Annotated in this window: 13 protein-coding genes; 11 read left to right on the top strand and 2 right to left on the bottom strand. The window is 67.6% G+C overall.

The genetic code is table 11. The features are described 5' to 3' along the window. Nucleotides 1-5 precede the first annotated feature (5 nt). From ACEN9F_RS07250 to ACEN9F_RS07285, 8 genes are all read left to right on the top strand, one after another. On the top strand, nt 6-857 hold the full coding sequence (locus tag ACEN9F_RS07250) for an ABC transporter ATP-binding protein (RefSeq protein WP_413419288.1): 852 nt from the start codon (nt 6-8) through the stop codon (nt 855-857). Next, nucleotides 854-1,603 (top strand): urea amidolyase associated protein UAAP1, encoded by a 750-nt coding sequence (locus ACEN9F_RS07255; protein ID WP_413419290.1) that lies wholly within the window; start codon nt 854-856, stop codon nt 1,601-1,603. Before ACEN9F_RS07250 ends, ACEN9F_RS07255 begins: the two co-directional genes overlap by 4 nt. Before the next feature lie 8 nt (nt 1,604-1,611). After that, nucleotides 1,612-2,259 (top strand): urea amidolyase associated protein UAAP2, encoded by a 648-nt coding sequence (locus tag ACEN9F_RS07260; protein WP_413419292.1) that lies wholly within the window; start codon nt 1,612-1,614, stop codon nt 2,257-2,259. 16 nt (nt 2,260-2,275) lie between these two features. Beyond that, the gene (gene uca / locus ACEN9F_RS07265) at nt 2,276-5,902 is read left to right on the top strand and encodes an urea carboxylase (RefSeq protein WP_413419294.1); all 3,627 of its coding nucleotides are present in this window, start codon (nt 2,276-2,278) and stop codon (nt 5,900-5,902) included. A 37-nt stretch (nt 5,903-5,939) separates the two neighbouring features. Next, a complete protein-coding gene (locus tag ACEN9F_RS07270) occupies nt 5,940-6,839 on the top strand; it encodes a TorF family putative porin (protein ID WP_413419296.1) in 900 nt (299 codons plus the stop codon). Between the two features lie 14 nt (nt 6,840-6,853). Further along, nucleotides 6,854-8,683 carry an allophanate hydrolase gene (gene atzF, locus ACEN9F_RS07275; protein ID WP_413419298.1) on the top strand — a complete coding sequence of 610 codons (1,830 nt, stop codon included), beginning with the start codon at nt 6,854-6,856 and terminating at the stop codon, nt 8,681-8,683. Nucleotides 8,684-8,984: 301 nt separating this feature from the next. After that, complete coding sequence (dctA, locus tag ACEN9F_RS07280) at nt 8,985-10,289, top strand: C4-dicarboxylate transporter DctA (protein ID WP_413419300.1); 1,305 nt, start codon at nt 8,985-8,987, stop codon at nt 10,287-10,289. A gap of 103 nt (nt 10,290-10,392) precedes the next feature. Continuing rightward, nucleotides 10,393-11,424, top strand: coding sequence for a porin (locus ACEN9F_RS07285; RefSeq protein WP_413419302.1), 1,032 nt, complete (start codon nt 10,393-10,395; stop codon nt 11,422-11,424). On the opposite strand, the gene ACEN9F_RS07290 is transcribed toward ACEN9F_RS07285, so the two are convergent. Next, nucleotides 11,425-12,348: a LysR substrate-binding domain-containing protein gene (locus tag ACEN9F_RS07290; protein WP_413419304.1), complete on the bottom strand. Its 924-nt coding sequence runs from the start codon at nt 12,346-12,348 to the stop codon at nt 11,425-11,427. A gap of 143 nt (nt 12,349-12,491) precedes the next feature. Here ACEN9F_RS07290 and ACEN9F_RS07295 point away from each other — a divergent pair, with 143 nt between their 5' ends. From ACEN9F_RS07295 to ACEN9F_RS07305, 3 genes are all read left to right on the top strand, one after another. Then, the gene (locus tag ACEN9F_RS07295; protein ID WP_413419306.1) at nt 12,492-13,361 is read left to right on the top strand and encodes an amidohydrolase family protein; all 870 of its coding nucleotides are present in this window, start codon (nt 12,492-12,494) and stop codon (nt 13,359-13,361) included. A 30-nt stretch (nt 13,362-13,391) separates the two neighbouring features. Then, nucleotides 13,392-14,633, top strand: coding sequence for a LysR family transcriptional regulator (locus ACEN9F_RS07300; RefSeq protein WP_413419308.1), 1,242 nt, complete (start codon nt 13,392-13,394; stop codon nt 14,631-14,633). An 81-nt stretch (nt 14,634-14,714) separates the two neighbouring features. Further along, nucleotides 14,715-16,343, top strand: coding sequence for a diguanylate cyclase domain-containing protein (locus tag ACEN9F_RS07305; RefSeq protein ID WP_413419310.1), 1,629 nt, complete (start codon nt 14,715-14,717; stop codon nt 16,341-16,343). Between the two features lie 16 nt (nt 16,344-16,359). On the opposite strand, the gene ACEN9F_RS07310 is transcribed toward ACEN9F_RS07305, so the two are convergent. Next, nucleotides 16,360-18,435, bottom strand: a complete 2,076-nt coding sequence (locus tag ACEN9F_RS07310) for a putative bifunctional diguanylate cyclase/phosphodiesterase (protein ID WP_413419312.1) — start codon at nt 18,433-18,435, stop codon at nt 16,360-16,362. Between the last annotated feature and the right edge of the window lie 221 nt (nt 18,436-18,656).

Below are 18,656 nucleotides of genomic sequence, written 5' to 3' on the forward strand. Positions count from 1 at the left end.
GCATCATGACGATCAAGATCAGTATCCGCAATCTGGACAAATACTACGGCCGTGGCGCGCGCCGCACGCACGCGCTGCGGCAGGTCGATCTCGACATCGCGGCCGGCGAGTTCGTCACGCTGGTGGGCGCGTCCGGCTGCGGCAAGTCCACGCTGCTGCGCACCGTCGGCGGGCTGGAGGAATATGCCGACGGCGACATCGCGTGCAACGGCCGCGCCGTGGACGGCCCCGGCCCGGACCGCGCCATGGTGTTCCAGGGCTACAGCCTGTATCCGTGGCTGACGGTCATGCAGAACATCAAGTTCTGCCGCCGCCTGCACTGCCACCGCGACGACAGCACCTCGGCCGACGTCGAGTTCGCGGCCGGCCGCGCCGACGCGCTGGTGGCGCTGATGGGGCTGTCGCATGTGGTGAACGCCTATCCGTCCGAGCTGTCCGGCGGCATGCAGCAGCGGGTGGCGATCGCCCGCGCGCTGATGGTCAGGCCGGACGTGCTGCTGATGGACGAGCCGTTCGGCGCGCTCGACGCGCAAACGCGGGAAGTGATGCACGACCTGATACGCCATGTGTATTTGCTGGAGAAGACCACGGTGGTCTTCGTCACCCACGACGTCGAGGAGGCGATCTACCTGGGCCAGCGCGTGGTGGTGATGGCGCCCCGCCCCGGCCGCATCGATTCGGTGATCGAGGTGCCGTTCGGCGCCGAGCGTCACCAGGACCTGAAGCTGAGCCCCGAATTCATCGCCTTGAAGCGGCGGATCCTGGAGCGCATCCGCGCCACGTCGGGCATGAAGACCGACCTGGAGCAACTGGAAAAACTGACACGCGGCACGCAACCAACGGAAGGACAACGATGAACCCGACGCTGCAAGACTACGCCCCCGGCCTGGCCGGCAAAGACATCCTGTGGAGCGAGCTGATACCCGGCGGCGGCCACTGGTCGTACCGCGTGCGGCGCGGAACCACGCTGCGCTTCATCGACCTGGAGGGCGGCGCCAACCTGGCCTGCCTGCTGTACCGCGCCGACGAGCGCCTGGAACGCCTCAGCATGCCGGACACGCTGAAGGCGCAGCACACCGCCCACCTGACCACCGGCCACGTGCTGTACTCCGACATGGGCCGCATCCTGGCCGCCGTCGCCGCCGACACGCTGGGCTGGCACGATCCGCTGTGCGGCCTGTCCGACGCCGCGCTGATCGAGTCCAGGTATGGCGTGCGGCGCTACCAGGAGCACCGCAACGCGATGCACCGCAACGGCAAGGACAGCCTGCTGGTGGAGCTGGGCAAATGGGGCCTGGGCCTGCGCGACCTGGTGCCCGGCCTGAACCTGTTTTCCAAGGTGACGGTCGATGCCGATGGACGTTTCCAGTTCGTCCCCGGCCACTCGCGCAAGGACGACTACGTCGAACTGCGCTTCGAAATGGACACCCTGGTCGCACTGTCGACCGCGCCCCACCCGCTCGATCCGTCGCCGCTCTACGCGCCGAAGAAGGTCGCCATCGTGGCCTGGGATTCGGGGCCGGCGGCGGCCGACGACGTCTGCCGCCTGTCCTGCCCGGAGAACGGGCGCGGCTACCACAACACTGAACTCGTCTATCGCTAGGAGACCGCATGCATACCCTACTTGAAAGCAGCCTCGATCCGGCCGGCGCGGTGCTCGACCACTACCAGCCGGCCGGCGAGCCCTGGCTGCATACGCTGCGGCGCGGCCAGGTGCTGCGCATCGTCGACCTGGAAGGCAACCAGGCGGTCGACACGATTTTCTACCACGCCGGCGACACCGCGGAGAGCTACAGCGTGACCGACACGCTGCAACGCCAGGGCGGGATCTACCTCAGCACCGGCTCGGTGCTGTATTCGAACCGTGGCCGGCCCATGCTGTCGATCGTCGCCGACACCTGCGGCCGCCACGACACGCTGGGCGGCGCCTGCGCGGCCGAGAGCAACACCGTGCGCTACGCCCCGCAAAAGAAGTTCATGCACAGCTGCCGCGACAACTACCTGCTGGCGCTGGCGCATGCCGACAACGGCATGGGCAAGCGCGACCTGGTGCCGAACGTGAATTTCTTCATGAACGTGCCGGTCACGCCGGAAGGCGGCCTGAGTTTCGAGGACGGCCTGTCGGCGCCCGGCAAGTACGTCGAGCTGCGCGCCGAGATGGATGTGCTGGTGCTGGTCTCGAACTGCCCGCAATTGAACAACCCGTGCAATGCGTACAACCCGACACCGGTGCGCTTTGTCATCTGGGACCCGCAATAAAAACAAGGACCACACCATGTTCACCAAAATCCTGATCGCCAACCGGGGCGAGATCGCCTGCCGCGTGATCCGCACCGCGCGCGCCATGGGCATCAAGACCGTCGCCATCTATTCCGAAGCGGACCTCGAATCGCTGCATGTGCGACTGGCCGACGAATCCATCTGCGTCGGCCCGGCGCCGGCGGCGGAAAGCTATCTGTCGGCCCAGGCCGTACTTGGCGCGGCCAAGGCCAGCGGCGCGCAGGCGATCCACCCCGGCTACGGTTTCATGAGCGAGAACGCGGCCTTTGCCGAAGCCTGCGCGGCCGCCGGCATCACCTTCATCGGGCCGACGCCGCGGCAGATGCGCGAGTTCGGCCTGAAACACACGGCGCGCGAGCTGGCGCGCCAGGCCGAGGTGCCGCTGCTGCCCGGCACCGGCCTGCTGGCGGACATGGCGGAAGCGCTGCAACAGGCGCGGCATATCGGCTATCCGGTCATGTTGAAGAGCACCGCCGGCGGCGGCGGCATCGGCATGCGCCTGTGCCATGACGCCGACGAACTGCAGGCGGCGTATGCCTCGGTCAAGCATCTGTCGGAAAACAATTTCAAGAACGGCGGCATCTACCTCGAAAAATTCGTGCGCAACGCGCGCCACGTCGAGGTCCAGATCTTCGGCGACGGCCGCGGCAACGTCGTGTCGCTGGGAGAGCGCGATTGCTCGGTACAGCGGCGCAACCAGAAGGTGATCGAGGAAACGCCGGCGCCCGGCCTGCCGGAGCAGACCCGCGCGGCGCTGGCCGCCACCGCCGTGCGGCTGGCGCGCTCGCTGTCCTATCTGTCGGCCGGCACGGTGGAATATGTGCTGGACGCCGACAGCGGCGCCTTCTACTTCCTGGAGGTGAACACCCGCCTGCAGGTCGAACACGGCGTGACGGAACAGGTGTTCGGCGTCGACCTGGTGGAGTGGATGATACGCGCCGCCACCGCCGGCTTCAGCCTGCCGCCGCAGGACAGCCTGCGCTCGAACGGCCACGCGATGCAGTTGCGCGTGTATGCCGAGGATCCGGCCAAGAATTTCCAGCCCTCGTCGGGCGTGCTGACGGCGGTGGAGTTCGGCGCCGGCCTGCGGGTCGACACCTGGATCGAGCACGGCGTCACCGTCAGTCCCTACTACGATCCGCTGCTGGCCAAGCTGATCGTCAAGAGCGAGCGGCGGGAAGACTCGATCGCCGCGCTGTCCACCGCGCTGCGGACATCGCGCATCGACGGCATCGAGACCAACCTGGCCTACCTGGCCGGCATCCTGCACTACCCCGCTTTCGCCGCCGGGCGCCAGACCACGCAGATGCTGGCGGCCATGCCCTACCAGCCGCGCACCGTCGACATCCTCGACGGCGGCATCCAGACCACGCTGCAGGACTATCCCGGCCGGCTGGGCTTGTGGGCGGTCGGCGTGCCGCCATCGGGGCCGATGGACGCCTACGCGCACCGCTACGCCAATCACTTGCTGGACAACGACGGCGCCGCCGCCACGCTGGAAATGACCTTGCAGGGCGCGGCGCTCAGCTTCAATTGCGACGCCACGGTGGCGCTGGCCGGCGCCGACATGCAGGCGGTGGCCAGCGGTCCGCACGGCCAGCGGCCGCTGGCCAACTGGCGGGCGCACGCGATACGGGCCGGCGAAACGCTGCGCTGCGGCGCCATCGCCGGCGCCGGCCTGCGCGCCTACCTCGCCATCGGCGGCGGCATCGATGCGCCGGCCTACCTGGGCAGCCGCGCCACGTTCACGCTGGGCCAGTTCGGCGGCCACGGCGGCCGCGCGCTGCGCGGCGGCGACGTGCTGAAACTGCATGCCGCGCACGCCGCCCCGGCCGGTGCGGTCCAGGCCGCCGCGCCGCCGGTCTACGGCCATGCCTGGGACATCGCCGTACACTACGGCCCGCACGGCGCGCCCGACTTCTTCACCGACGACGATATCGCCATGTTCTTCGGCACCGACTGGCAGGTGCACTTCAATTCCAGCCGCACCGGCGTGCGCCTGGTCGGCCCCAAGCCGCGCTGGGCCCGTACCGATGGCGGCGAGGCCGGCCTGCATCCGTCCAACATCCACGACAACGCCTATGCCATCGGTTCGATCGACTTCACCGGCGACATGCCGGTCATCCTGGGACCGGATGGGCCCAGCCTGGGCGGCTTCGTCTGCCCGGCGGTGATCGTCTCGGCCGACCTGTGGAAGACCGGCCAGCTGAAACCGGGCGACACGGTGCGCTTCGTGCGCGTCACGCCGGAACAGGCGGCGGCCATGCGCGGCGCGCTGGAAAGCGTGTTCGGGCACGGCGCCGCGCCGATGCCGCTGACGGCGCCCGCCGTCACCGCCGCCGGCACCGGGATACCGGCCATCGTCGGCGCGGGCGCCTATCGCAACGAGACCGCCGTCAGCTACCGGCGCGCCGGCGACGATTACCTGCTGGTCGAATTCGGCGACCTGGTACTGGACATCAACCTGCGCTTCCGCGTGCACGCGCTGATGCAGGCCATCGAGCAAGCCCGCTTGCAGGGCGTGATCGACCTGACGCCCGGCATCCGTTCGCTGCAAGTGCATTTCGATCACCGCCGCCTGCCGATGGCGCGCCTGGTCGCGCTGATCGACGAGCTGATGACGGCCCTGCCCCCGGTCGACGACATCGTGGTGCCGTCGCGCATCGTGCACCTGCCGCTGGCGTGGAACGACGCGCAAACCCGGCTGGCGATCCAGAAGTACCAGACCACCGTGCGGCCCGACGCGCCCTGGTGCCCGAGCAATATCGAATTCATCCAGCGCATCAATGGCCTGGCCAGCGTGCGGGAAGTGTACGACATCGTCTTCAACGCCAGCTACATGGTGCTGGGGCTGGGCGACGTCTACCTGGGCGCGCCGGTGGCCACGCCGCTCGATCCGCGCCACCGCCTGGTCACCACCAAGTACAACCCGGCCCGCACCTGGACCCCGGAAAACGCGGTCGGCATCGGCGGCGCCTACCTGTGCGTGTACGGCATGGAAGGACCGGGCGGCTACCAGTTCGTCGGCCGCACGGTGCAGATGTGGAACCGCTATCGCCAGACCGCCAGCTTCCGCGACGGCAAGCCGTGGCTGCTGCGCTTCTTCGACCAGATCCGGTTTTATGAGGTCAGCGAAGAACAGCTGCTGGAGCACCGGCGCGATTTCCCGCTGGGCCGCTTCGATATCAGGATCGAGGAAACCACCTTCTCGCTGGCCGACTACAACCGCTTCCTGGCCGCCCAGCAGGATTCGATCGCCGCCTTCAAGCAGCGCCAGCAAGGCGCCTTCGACGCCGAGCGCGAGCGCTGGGGCCGCAATGGCCAGGCCGATTTCGTCGGCGAGGAAGCCGCGCCCGACGCCACGCTGGAAGAGGTGCTGCCGCCCGGCCACAAATACCTGACGGCCGAGGTGCCGGGCAGCGTCTGGAAAATCGTCGCCCGGGAAGGCGACCAGGTGGCCGGCGGCGACGCCGTCGCGATCTTCGAGTCGATGAAGATGGAAATCACGCTGCGGGCCGCCGGTCCGGGCGCGGTGGTCGAGTGGCTGGTCGGCGAGGGCAAGCCGGTCAACGCCGGTCAGCGCATCGCCGTGTTCCGCCACGCCGCCGACGCCGGGCAATAAAACACGTTCAACATTTACCCACTGAAGGAGCTTAACCATGTCGTTTCGCCGCCGCAGCACCCTCGCCGTCAGCATCGCCGCCACCCTGTTCAGCAGCGCAGTCCGCGCCGAGGACGCCCCCGCCGCCGCGCCCTCAGGCCCCAGCCTGACCGGCCACGTCGACCTGGTCAGCCGCTACATCCTGCGCGGCATCACCTCCACCTACGGTCCCGCCGCGCCGCTGGGCAACGCCGGCGCCGATGCCCCGGAGTCGGACAGGCCCGCCCTGCAATGGGGCGCCGACTGGTCGCATCCGGACGGCTGGTACCTGGGCTATTTCGGCTCGACCGTCAATTACTCCTACAAGCAGCTGGGCGACTCGTATTCGGACCGCACCATCACCGATTTCCAGAAGAAGAAATCGATCGAAAACGACCTGTACGGCGGCTACAACGGCAAGCTTGGCGAGATCGGCTACACGGTCGGCATGACCGGCTACGTCTACCTGAACGGCACCCATTCGAACGCGCTGGAGACCAAGCTGGGCGCCAGCGTCGGCGCCTTCACGCTGACCGCGCAAACGCTGCTGCAGGACGTCATCTGGGGCAACAAGGGCGATACCTACTGGGCGCTCAACTTTGTCCAGCCCCTGCCCTATGAGCTGACCCTGACCACCTCGCTCGGCTACTACACCTACAGCAAGCAGGGCCGCTACCTCGGCACCAGCGACACCGCCGCCGGCGTGCGCTGCCCCGCCGGCCAGAGCTTCTTCGACAACGGCTGCCTGGCGGGCGGGCAGCCCAGCTCGGGCGGCTTCCGCCACCTGATCGTCGGCGTCACCCAGCCCATCGGCCAGACCGGCCTGACCTGGGGACTGCAAGGCATCGTCGGCGGCGACAACCGCTTCGGCGTCAAGCAGAAGAGCCAGCTGATCGCCACGCTCAGCTACGCCCTCTAAGCGAAAGGAACAGCATGTCCAACATCGATTCCCCCCTGGATTTGAGCCTGGCCGGCCTGCGCGCCCGGTATGCCGGCGGCACGCTGCGCCCGACCGATTGCGTCGGGCGCGTGCTGGCCCGCATCGCCGCCGTGGCGCGGCCGGAAGCCTGGATCGCGCGCGTGCCGGACGAGCGCCTGCTGGCCCGCGCCGAGGAACTCGACCGCCTGCTGCGGCAGGACGGCGCGGCGGTCCTCGACCGCATGCCGCTGTTTGGCGTGCCGTTCGCGGTCAAGGACAATATCGACGTGGCCGGCATGGCGACCACGGCCGCCTGCGCCGAGTTCGCCTACCGGCCGGCGGTCTCGGCCACGGTGGTGGACAAGCTGCTGGCGGCCGGCGCCATCCTGGTCGGCAAGACCAACCTGGACCAGTTCGCGACCGGACTGGTCGGCACCCGCTCGCCCTACGGCGTGGTGCGCAACGCGCTGCATCCCGAGCATGTCTCCGGCGGCTCCAGCGCCGGTTCGGCGGTCGCGGTCGCGCTCGGCCTGGTGAGTTTCTCGCTGGGCACCGATACCGCGGGCTCGGGCCGGGTCCCGGCCGGCTTGAACAACATTGTCGGCCTGAAACCGAGCCGTGGCCTGCTCAGCACGCGCGGCGTGGTGGCGGCCTGCCGTTCGCTCGACTGCGTCTCCATTTTCGCCGCCACGGTCGGCGACGCCTGGGCGGTGACGCAAGTGGCGGCCGGCTACGATCCCGACGAACCGTACTCGCGGCCGCTGCCGATGGCCGGCGTCAAGCGGCGTGGCTACCGGATCGCCGTCCCGGCCCAGCTGGAATTCTATGGCGACCTGGCCGCGCAACAAGCTTTCGAAGCGAGCCTGGAACGCTTGCGACAACGCCCCGACTGCAGCATCGGCAGCGTGGATTTCACGCCGTTCCGCGAGGCCGCGCTGCTGCTGTACCGGGGCCCGTGGGTGGCTGAACGGATGGCCGCCATCGGCGATTTCTTTGCCGGCCAGCGGCAGGCGATGAATCCCGTCGTGGCCGGCATCATCGGCCAGGCGGACCAGTACAGCGCGGTCGACGCCTTCAACGGCCAGTACCGGCTGGCCGCGCTGCGGCGCCAGGCCGAGCTGCAGTTGCAGGAATACGACTTCATGCTGGTGCCGACGGCGCCCACCATGCCGACCATCGCCGCCGTCGAGGCGTCCCCGGTCGAGCGCAATTCGGAGCTGGGGCACTACACCAACTTCGTCAACTTCTTCGACATGGCCGCGCTGGCGATTCCCGCCCTCGGGCGCGGCGATGGCCTGCCGTTCGGCGTCACGCTGATCGGCCCGGCCGGATCGGACCATCTGCTGGCCGCCGCCGCCGAAAGCATCGTCCCGTCGTGGCGGCCCGCCACCGCACCGGAATCGCCGCTTGCCTCGGTTGCGTCCCGGCCGCTGCCGTTCGCCGAAGCCAGCATCCAGCTGGCGGTGGTCGGCGCCCACCTGGAGGGGCAGCCGCTGAACTGGCAATTGCTGGAGCGCGGCGCGCGCAAGGTCGAGAGCACCCATACCAGCGCCAGCTACCGACTGCATGCGCTGGCCGGGACCGTACCGCCCAAGCCGGGGCTGGAACGGGTCGGCAACGGCGGCGCGGCGATCGCCGTCGAGCTGTGGGAACTGCCATTGAAGAACTTCGGCGCGCTGGTGGCCGAGGTGCCGGCGCCGCTGGGCATCGGCTCGATGGAACTGGCCGACGGCCGCTGGGTCAAGGGATTCATCTGCGAGCCTTACGCGCTGGCCGGCGCGCGCGACATCACCCACCACGGCGGCTGGCGCGCCTACCTGGCGGAAGGCAAGCCTGTGGCATGAAACATGCTTGGCTACATTGCAATCAACCGGAGAAAACCATGAAGCGCTATTTCGCATGGACATACAAGCTGTGCCGCTCCGCCCTGTTGCTTCTGGCGTCGCGGCCCGGCGTCGTCTATCCACGGATGACAAGCAAGGGCAAGGACCAGGCCGGCTAGCGCTCCAGGCGCGACGGCGCCGGGTGCGGCCTCCCCTGCTATTCAATATGCACATAGCAGGTAGTGGGATATTGGCATTGTATGTTTTCGTCGCTATGACAAAATGGTCTCGCTGTAATTCGAAGAACTCAGGAGACATCACAATGGCTATAACCACAACCGGCACCGATGCACCGGTGCTGCCCGCCGTCCCACGCCGCTGGTACAAACAGCTCTGGATACAGGTGCTGATCGCCATGGCGCTCGGCATCGCCATCGGCCATTTCTATCCGGACGCCGGCACCAGCCTGCAGCCGCTGGGCGACGGCTTCATCAAGCTGATCCGCATGCTGATCGCACCCATCATTTTCTGCACCGTGATCCTCGGCATCGCCAAGATGGACGATATGTCGCGCGTCGGCCGGGTCGCCATCAAGGGCTTGATCTATTTCGAAGTGATGACCACGCTGGCGCTGATCCTGGCGCTGGTGGTGGTCAACCTGTGGCAGCCGGGCGCCGGCATGAACATCAATGCCTCCCAGCTGGACGCCGGCAGCATCAAGGGCTATGTGGCGCAGACGCACGACCAGGGCGTGATTCCCTTCCTGATGCACATCATCCCGACCACGCTGGTCGGCTCCCTGTCGGAAGGCCATATCCTGCAGGTGCTGCTGGTGTCGGTGATCCTGGGCAGCGCCCTGATCAAGCTGGGCGACTACGGCAAGCCGATGATCAATGTGCTGGAAGTGGCGTCGAAGATGCTGTTCGGCGCGGTGGGCATCGTCATGTGGGCCGCGCCGCTGGGCGCGTTCGGCGCGATCGCCTTCACGGTCGGCAAATACGGCGCCGGCGCCCTGCTCTCGCTGGGCAACCTGCTGGCCTGCTTCTATGTCATCTGCCTGATCTTCATCTTCGGCATCCTGGGGCCGGTGGCGCGCCTGTGCGGTTTCAGCCTGTTCAAGCTGATGCGCTATATGCGCGAGGAAATCCTGGTCTGCCTGGCCACCACCTCGTCCGAAGTCGTGCTGCCGCGCCTGCTGGTCAAGCTGGAAAAGCTGGGCTGCAAGCCCAGCGTGGTCGGCCTGATCGTTCCGACCGGCTATTCGTTCAACCTGGACGGCACCTGCCTGTACCTGGCCACCGTCACCGTGTTCCTGGCGCAGGCCACCAATACGCCGCTGGACCTGTACCAGCAGCTGGTGCTGCTGGCGGTGCTGCTGCTGACCTCCAAGGGCGCGGCCGGCGTGGCGGGCGCCGCCTTCGTGGTGCTGGCCGCGACGCTGTCGACGGTGGGCGGTATCCCGGTCGCCAGCGTGGCGCTGATCCTCGGCGTGCACCGCCTGCTGTCCGAAGGCTTGACGCCGACCAACCTGATCGGCAACGCGGTGGCCACCATCGCCATCTCCAAGTGGGAAGGTGCGCTCGACACGGAACAAATGCATCGCGTGCTGAACCGCGAAATCACCTGAGTCCCGGCCGGCGCCAGCCGGCATCCCCTCGCATCACGCATCAGGCACGACACCGGCCAGGGCAGCGCTCGGCCGGATAACTAGAAAATAACAGGAGAACAGCATGAACCACATTCCACCACGCCTCGGCGTCCGCCTGCTCGCGGGCCTGCTGCTGGCCGGCTGCGGCGCCGGCGCCGCCGCCCCCGCCGAGGTGCAGGTCTACGGCCTGATCGGCACCTTTGCCGGCAGCATCAAGCGCAGCGACAGCATCGCCCGCACCCAGCAGATCGGCTCCGGCGGCCTGACCACGTCCTACCTGGGCTTCCGCGGCGGCGAAGAGCTGGGCGACGGCTTGCGCGCCGTGTTCCAGCTGGAGACCTTCTTCCAGCCCGATAACGGCGGCGCCGGCCGCAGCGCCGCCGACCCGAGCGGTTTTTCGCGCAGCGGCTGGGTCGGCCTGCAGGGCGCCTTCGGCCAGCTGACGATGGGCCGCCATACCTCGCCCTATTACGTCTCGATGCAGGTGATCAATCCCTTCGGCTCGTCGGTGGCGTTTTCGCCGCTGGTGGTGCAATCGTATGTGGCGTCGTTCAGCAACACGGTGATCGGCGACACGGTGTGGAACAACGCGGTCCAGTACGTCACGCCGGCGCTGGGCGATGTGAGCGTGACGGCGATCTACGCGCCGGGCGAAGTGGCCGGCGACAGCTCGGTGCGCAACTACGGCCTGCACCTGCGCTACAAGCACGGTGCGCTGGCGGCGATCCTGTCCGGGCAGCGCGTGCGCACGGCCGCGGTGGCGCCGTCGACCGGGCAGGACGCCTGGCTGGCCGGCATGAGTTACGATTTCGGCCCGGCCAAGTTGTACGGCTCGGCCCAAACCACCAACAACGCGGTGACGGCGATCAAGTCGCGCACCTACCAGGCCGGCGCCTCGGTGCCGGTGACGCCGACCGGATCGATTTTGTTTTCCTGGGCCCGCACCGGCATCGACAACCCCAGGGCCGTGGTCCCGACCCACAACACGGCCGGGCTGGGCTACGACTACTACCTGTCGAAACGCACCGACGTCTACGCCACCTACCTGTACGACCGCATCAACGGCCGCGCCTCCGGCAACAGCTACGCGCTCGGCATCCGCCACCTGTTCTAGTCAGGACAAATAGGCGTCGATGTTCGCCTGCCGCGCCTGGTACAGCGGCAGGATTTCACTTTCCAGCATCTGCACCGCCTGCGTCGCCAGCTTCGACATCGGGTGCTGGTTGCTGGTGGCGATGGCCAGCCGGCTGTGGATCGCCGGCTCGCCGATGCGCGTGACGCGGAACTGCCGCTGCTGCTGGTCGGCGATGATCGCGTTCAGCGCCAGCACGGCGTGGCCATAGCCTTCGTGCACCAGGTCCAGCACCGACGACACGGCGTCGACTTCGAGCGTGATATTCAGTTTGACGTTGTGCTCGGCCGCATGATTCTCCACCAGCGCGCGGATCGCGTGCGGCCGGCCCGGGATGATCAGCGGGTAGCGCATCAAATCCTTGACCCGGATGACCGGCGGCGTGACCGCGTCCGGTTTGCTGATCAGGAACAGCTCCTCCGTAAACAACGGGCGCTTGTCCACCATCGCGGAATCGGCCACGTCGTACATGATGGCGGCATCGATGCGGCCCATCATCAGCCATTCGACCAGGTTGGCCGACAAGCCTTCCGACACCGTGATGCGGGCCTGCGGGAACTGCTTCTGGAAGCTGCGCACCAGCGCCAGCGTGGCGAAGCGCGACACGCTGGGCGCCAGTCCGATCTTGAATTGCCCGTCCAGCGTGCCCTGCAAATTGTTCAGCGCATGGCGGGCGCTGTCCACCTGGTGCAGGATGCCCTTGCTGTATTCGAGCAGCACCTTGCCCGCTTCGGTGAGCGCGACGCCGCGGCCATTGCGCCACAACAGATTCTGCCGCAGATCCACTTCCAGCTGCCGCACCAGGCGGCTCAGGGCCGGCTGGTTGCGGCCCAGGATGGCCGCCGCGCGGGTAAAACTATTCAGTTCGGCCACGTGGACAAAGGCTTCCAGCTGATCGAGATTCATGGTGTCGCCGTTATGTGAAAACTGCATATTAGGTAGTCCGGTATCGCCATTGTATAGCGCTGCGGCAGTGGGCACAATCGCTCTTGCGATGGCCCGCCGCAATGTCGGCGGGCGCCCAAGAACTCATCAAAGGAATCTGCACCATGAAATCCTGTTTGCCTCCGGACCCGCATCCCGTCCAGCCCAAGCACGCCTTGCCGCCCGGCGCCTGCGACGCCCACTGCCACGTGTTCGGCCCGGCCGCCGTGTTCCCCTACGCCGACGACCGCAGCTACACGCCGCCCGACGCGCCGGTGGCCCGGCTGCGCGCGCTGCATGCGCGCCTGGGCGTGTCGCGCGCCGTCATCGTCCACGCCAGCTGCCACGGCACCGACAACCGCGTGACGCTCGATGCGATCGCCTCCAGCAACGGCGCCTACCGCGGCGTGGCCAATGTCGACGCCGATATCAGCGACAGCGCGCTGGCCGACCTGCACGCCGGCGGCATCCGCGGCATCCGCTACAACTTCGTCAAGCACCTGGGCGGCGTACCGGATCCGGCCGTCATCGACACCATGGTGCGCCGCATCGCACCGCTGGGCTGGCATGTCGTGCTGCACCTGGATGCGGAAAACCTGCTGTCGCACCAGGAACTGCTGCGCAAGATCAGCGTACCGTTCGTCATCGACCACATGGGCCGGGTCCGCGCCGGGGACGGCCTCGGACAGCAGCCATTCCAGCTGCTGCTGCAACTGATGCGCGACAACCCGCTGGCCTGGGTCAAGATTTGCGGCGCCGAGCGCGTCTCCGTCGGCAAGCGCCCGTTCACGGACGCGGTGCCGTTTGCGCAGGCGCTGATCGCCACCGCACCGGACCGCCTGCTGTGGGGCACCGACTGGCCGCACCCGAACATTTCCCAGGACATGCCGAACGACGGCGAGCTGGTCGACCTGTTCTACGCCTACACCCAGGACGCCGCGCTGCAGCGGCAGATCCTGGTCGACAACCCGGCGCGCCTGTACGGCTTCGCCTGAGCCGGCGCCGCCCGCACAACGATGGCGATCATGCCAGGCATCAGCCTGCACCATTTGCACGCCTTCAGCTGCGTGGCCGCCGCCGGTGGCGTGCGCCGCGCGGCCGAACTGCTGGAGCGCTCGTCCTCCGCCGTGGCGTGCTCGGTGGCGGTGCTGGAAAAGCAGCTGGCGGTGCCGCTGTTCGAGCGCCGGGCGCGCGGCATGGCGACCACGGCGGCCGGCGCCGCCGTGCTGCTGCGCGCCCGGCGCATCGAGACGGAACTGCAGCAGCTGCACGGGGAAGCCTTGCGCTCCGCCAGCCGCGCGGGGCCGGTCGGCGCGCTGGCAACGCTGTTCAGCGAGCACCGCCTGCAGGCCGCCGCACTGCTGGCCGAACTGCAGCACATGCCCAGCGCCGCGCGCGTCACCGGCGTTTCGCAGCCGGCGCTGAGCCAGGCGATCGCCGGCCTGGAGTCGACGCTGGGCCAGCCGCTGTTCCAGCGCCGCGCGCGCGGCATGACGCCGACCGAGACCTGCCTGCGCTGGGCGGTGCGCTGCCAGCGGGTGCTGGCGGAGCTGGGCCACATCGCGGCCGACGTCGCCGCGCTGGACGGCGTCCTGCAGGGCAGCGTGGTGGTCGGCACCCTGCCGCTGGCACGCACGCTGCTGCTGCCGAAGGCCATCGACATGGTGCTGGCGCATCATCCAAAGCTGCGCGTGCGTACCGTGGAAAGTCCGTATGAGGAATTGTGCGCCGGGCTGCTCAGCGGCCGCATCGACTTCATCCTCGGCGCCCTGCGGCCGGCCGACAGCGGCCTGAGCATGCAACCGCTGCCGCCGTTCCCGGATCAGACGGTGCTGGTGGCCGGCGCCGCCCATCCGCTGGCGGCCAAGCCTGGATTGACGCTGGCCGACCTGGGGCCGTATCCGTGGGTGCTGTCGCGCGACGGCACGCCGCTGCGCCAGACGCTGGAACGGTTTTTCCACGACCATGGCGCGCCCCCGCCCGAGCCGGCGGTGGAGACGGGCGACCTGGCCCTGCTGCGCGGCCTGCTGGTCGAAGGCCGCATGCTGAGCGCGATGCCGGCGCACCAGCTGCACTACGAGATCGCTTCCGGCTTGCTGGTGGTGCTGCCATTGGCGATGCCCGGCGCCGAGCGGCAAATCGGCGTCACCACCCGCGAAGGCGCGCATCCGACGGCGGGCACCCGCTTGCTGCTGGAACAGATACGCGCGGCCTTGATGCCGGGCGCCAGCACATCAAACGCCCCTCCTTCGCCACCAAGCCTATAATTGGGCAAGAAAGCCGACCAACCACGCTGAACCGATGACTGCCGATGCCAGTCGCGCCGGGTTGGCGAGCCGGGAGTCTTCATGCGGCCTTTATTTGGCTTATTGCTGAGTTTCAAGTTCAAGATCACGGCGCTCGTCATCGCACTGGTGCTGGTGGCCGGCATCGGCTCGGGCGGCATCTCGCTCCTCATCGCGGAGTCGGAGCTGCGCCAGGTCATCGCCCGCCAGGAACTGTCCCTGCTGACGAGCGCGGCCGCGCTGATCGACAATGACTTGCAAAACAAGCAGCAACTACTCAACTCGCTCACCGAACACTCCCCCGGGCGCGAGCCGGCCCTCGACCAGATGCAGGCGCTGTTTGAAGCGCACGAGGCGCTGCGCGACCAGTTCTTCAACGTCACCGCCTTCGACGCCTCGGGCAACCTGGTCGCCAGCCTGCGCGACCGCAACGCCAGGCGCATCAACATCTCCGAACGCAGATACTTCCAGGACACGCTGAACAGCAAGGAAGGCGTGATCTCGGCGCCGTTCAAGAGCGCGCTGTCGGGCCGTCCCGTGGTGGTGCTGACCCAGCCGCTGCGCGACGCCAACGGCCGCATCGTCGGCATCATCCTGGGGGCGATCGACCTGCTGCGGCCCTCGTTTTCCGGCCAGCTCGATGCGCTGCGCTCCAGCGCCGACGGCTATCTGTTCCTGGTGACCGACGACGGCATCATCGTCCACCATCCCAACAAGAACCTGGTGCTGGAAAAGATCGACGACAATCCCGGCACGCTGGGCGAAGCGGCGCTGCGCGGCGGCGAGGGCTGGGAGGACGGCCTGCTCGACGACGGCATCCCCACGCTGCTGGTGCACAAGCACCTGCGGCTGGTCGACTGGACCATCGGCCTGTCCTATCCCGTCAGGAGCGCGTTCGCGCCGATGCAGAGCATCCGCCTGCGGGCCTTCGCCGGCGCCGCCATCCTCACCGGCCTGGCCGGCCTGTTCGGCTGGGCGGTCACCCATAAACTGCTGCGGCCGCTGGTCAAGCTGCGCCGGCACGTCGAGGACGTCGGCGCCGGCCGGGTCGGGATCGGCGTGTTCGATGTCGCCAGGGCGGACGAGTTCGGCCACCTGAGCCGCGCCTTCTACGCCTTGTCGCAGCTGCGCGAGAAGGCCGAGCGGGAGTTGCACCGCCTGGCCACCACCGACGCGCTGACCGGCATCAACAACCGGCGCATGTTCGACGAGTTCTTCCCCAACGTCCTGGCGCGCGCGGCGCGCTCGGGCCACCAGGTGGGGCTGGCGTTCCTGGACATCGACCATTTCAAGCAGGTCAACGACACGCTGGGTCATGCGGCCGGCGACGCCGTGCTGGTCGAGTTCGCGCGCCGCCTGACGCACGCGGTGCGCATCACCGACACGGTGGCGCGGCTGGCGGGCGACGAGTTCGTGATCGTGTTCGAGCACCTGGACTCCGCCACCGAAGCCGACCTGCTGGGGCGCAAGATACTCGACGCCATGCAAGAGCCCTTCGTGATCGGCGAGGCGCAGCGCAGCATCACCACCAGCGTCGGCATCGGACTGACCACCAACGCCAATGTCGACATGGAAGACGTGATGCGCGCGGCGGACCAGGCGCTGTACGGCGTCAAGGCCGCCGGCAGGAACGGCTTCGCCGTCAACCACGTGGGCGCCGAGCGGCTGCTGCGGGTGCGCGGGGGCAGCTAGCGCGCGCAGTTCGCCGTCATTGCTGGAGGACAAAGGCGGCGAACTGCGCGGGCGCAACCGCCGGACTGTACAGGAAACCCTGGCCTTCGTCGCACCGCAGTTGCTCCAGGACCTCCACCTGCTCCCGGGTCTCGATGCCCTCGGCCACCACTTGCTGTCCCAGGCTGTTCGCGATCGCGATCACCGCTGCGGCGACCGCGCAGTCGCTTCCCGGTGCCCCCATGCGCTCGATAAAGGAGCGATCGATCTTGAGCACGTCGATCGGGAAGCGATGCAGGTAGTTCAGGCTCGAGTAGCCGGTACCGAAATCGTCTATCGCCAGCGCCACGCCGACCGCTTTCAATTCGTCGAGGATGGCTTTGCAGTGGTCGATGTCGCGCGCGAAAAAACTCTCGGTGATTTCCAGCTGCAGACGGGAAGCCGCCAGTCCCGTCTCCGCGAGGATCTGCTTGACCAGTGTGACGAATCCCGGCGCCCGGAACTGCAGCATCGAGATATTCACCGCGACGCTGCCGAACTCGAGGCCTTCGGCCAGCCAAAGCGCGCCCTGCAGGCAGGCTTCACGCAAGGTCCACTCGCCGATCGGCACGATCAGCCCGAAGTATTCCGCCACCGGAATGAAACGGTTCGGCGCCACCAGGCCCCATTCCGGATGGTTCCAGCGCAGCAGCGCTTCGCAGCCGGTGACCTCGCCGGAGCTGAGCCGCACCTTGGGCTGGTAGTGGACCACGAACTGGTTCGCGGCCAGCGCCACGCGCAGATTGCTTTCGACCAGTTGGCGCTCGGTGGCGCGGGCATTCATCGCCGGCTCAAAAAACTGATAGCCGCCTTTGCCGCCGGCCTTGGCCTGATACATGGCGACGTCGGCGTTCTGCAGCAGCATGTCCTGGTCGCCGCCGTCGTGCGGCCCCAGGCTGATGCCGATGCTGGCGCCGACGTGCAGTTCATGCCCGGCCACATGGTGCGGCGCGCCGACCGCCGCCAGGATTTTTTCAGCGGCCAGGCCGGCGGCGGACGCATCCACGTTGTTGGGCAACAGGATCACAAACTCGTCACCGCCCTGCCGGCACACCGTGTCGGACTTTCTCACGCACTCCGACAAGCGCCGCGCCACCGACTGCAGCACCATGTCGCCGATGGCGTGGCCCAGCGAATCGTTGATGTGCTTGAAATTGTCGAGGTCGATAAACAGCATGGCGGGCGACAGTCCGTCGCGATTGGCGAACTTGATCGCCTGCGCCACGCGGTCGCCCAGCAGCAGCCGGTTGGGCAGGCCGGTCAGCGCATCGTGCTTCGCCATATGGTCGAGCTGGCTGGCCAGCCCGCCGTCGCCCTCCGCCTGGTTGAACACCACCACCGCGCCGCGAATATTGTCGCCGGCATCCCTGATCGGCGCCGAGGCGTCTTCGATCGACAGCTCGACGCCGTCGCGGCGCAATAGCACGTAACCGACCGGAAAACGCACGGTTTCACCCAGGCCGAGTATCAGTTCCAGCGGATGCAGGTCCGGGCGCCGGGTGACCGCGTTCAGCAGCGGCATCACCTCGGTGATCTTGGCGCCGGCCGCCTGCGCCAGTTTCCAGCCGGTCAGGCGCTCGGCGGTCGGATTCATGCGCGCCACCCGCCCCGCCTCGTCGACGCTGATGACGGCTTCGGTGACCGAGTTGAACACGATATCGGACAGCGCCCGGTGCAGGAAGCGCTCGCTCTTGACGCTCATGGCGTCCAGGATCTCGGCCAGCGCCGCGGACGGGCGCGCCTCGCCGATCTCCGAACGCCGCAGGATTTCACAGACGCCATGCCGGCGCATCTCGACGGCGACGTCGTCGTCGACCACGTTGCGGACCGCGACCACCGGCAATCCCGGCATCAGCGCATGGACCTTGTCCAGCCCTTCAAGAACCTGGCAGTCGGACAATTCGAAGTCGGCGATCAACAGGTCGAACGGTTCAGAGCTCAGCAGTTGCAGCGCCTCCATCAGCGTCGTGGCGCACTTCACCGCGACAGGCACCTTGACGCGCGTGGCCACCATCTTCTTCACTCCGCTGCCGATGGCGAGGTCTCCAGCTAAAAGCAATATCTTCGCTGTCATACTTTTTCTCTTGTCGAGTTTACGGTATTGAACTTGGAAGAGATTATAAAATTTAGCGCCGACAAAGATTCGCGCATTCAATCGTGCAGCACAGAATGTCTCTGCAAACCAACAACTGTGCCAGCTCAGCGAGTTGGGGGAACACCACGAACACCGCGATATAATTACCCAACTGGATCGGCGATCGCCTACCGATCTGTTCGCCACACCACATCGTGCAG

Source organism: Duganella sp. CT11-25, assembly GCF_047302815.1.
In the GTDB taxonomy this organism is placed as follows: domain Bacteria; phylum Pseudomonadota; class Gammaproteobacteria; order Burkholderiales; family Burkholderiaceae_D; genus Rugamonas.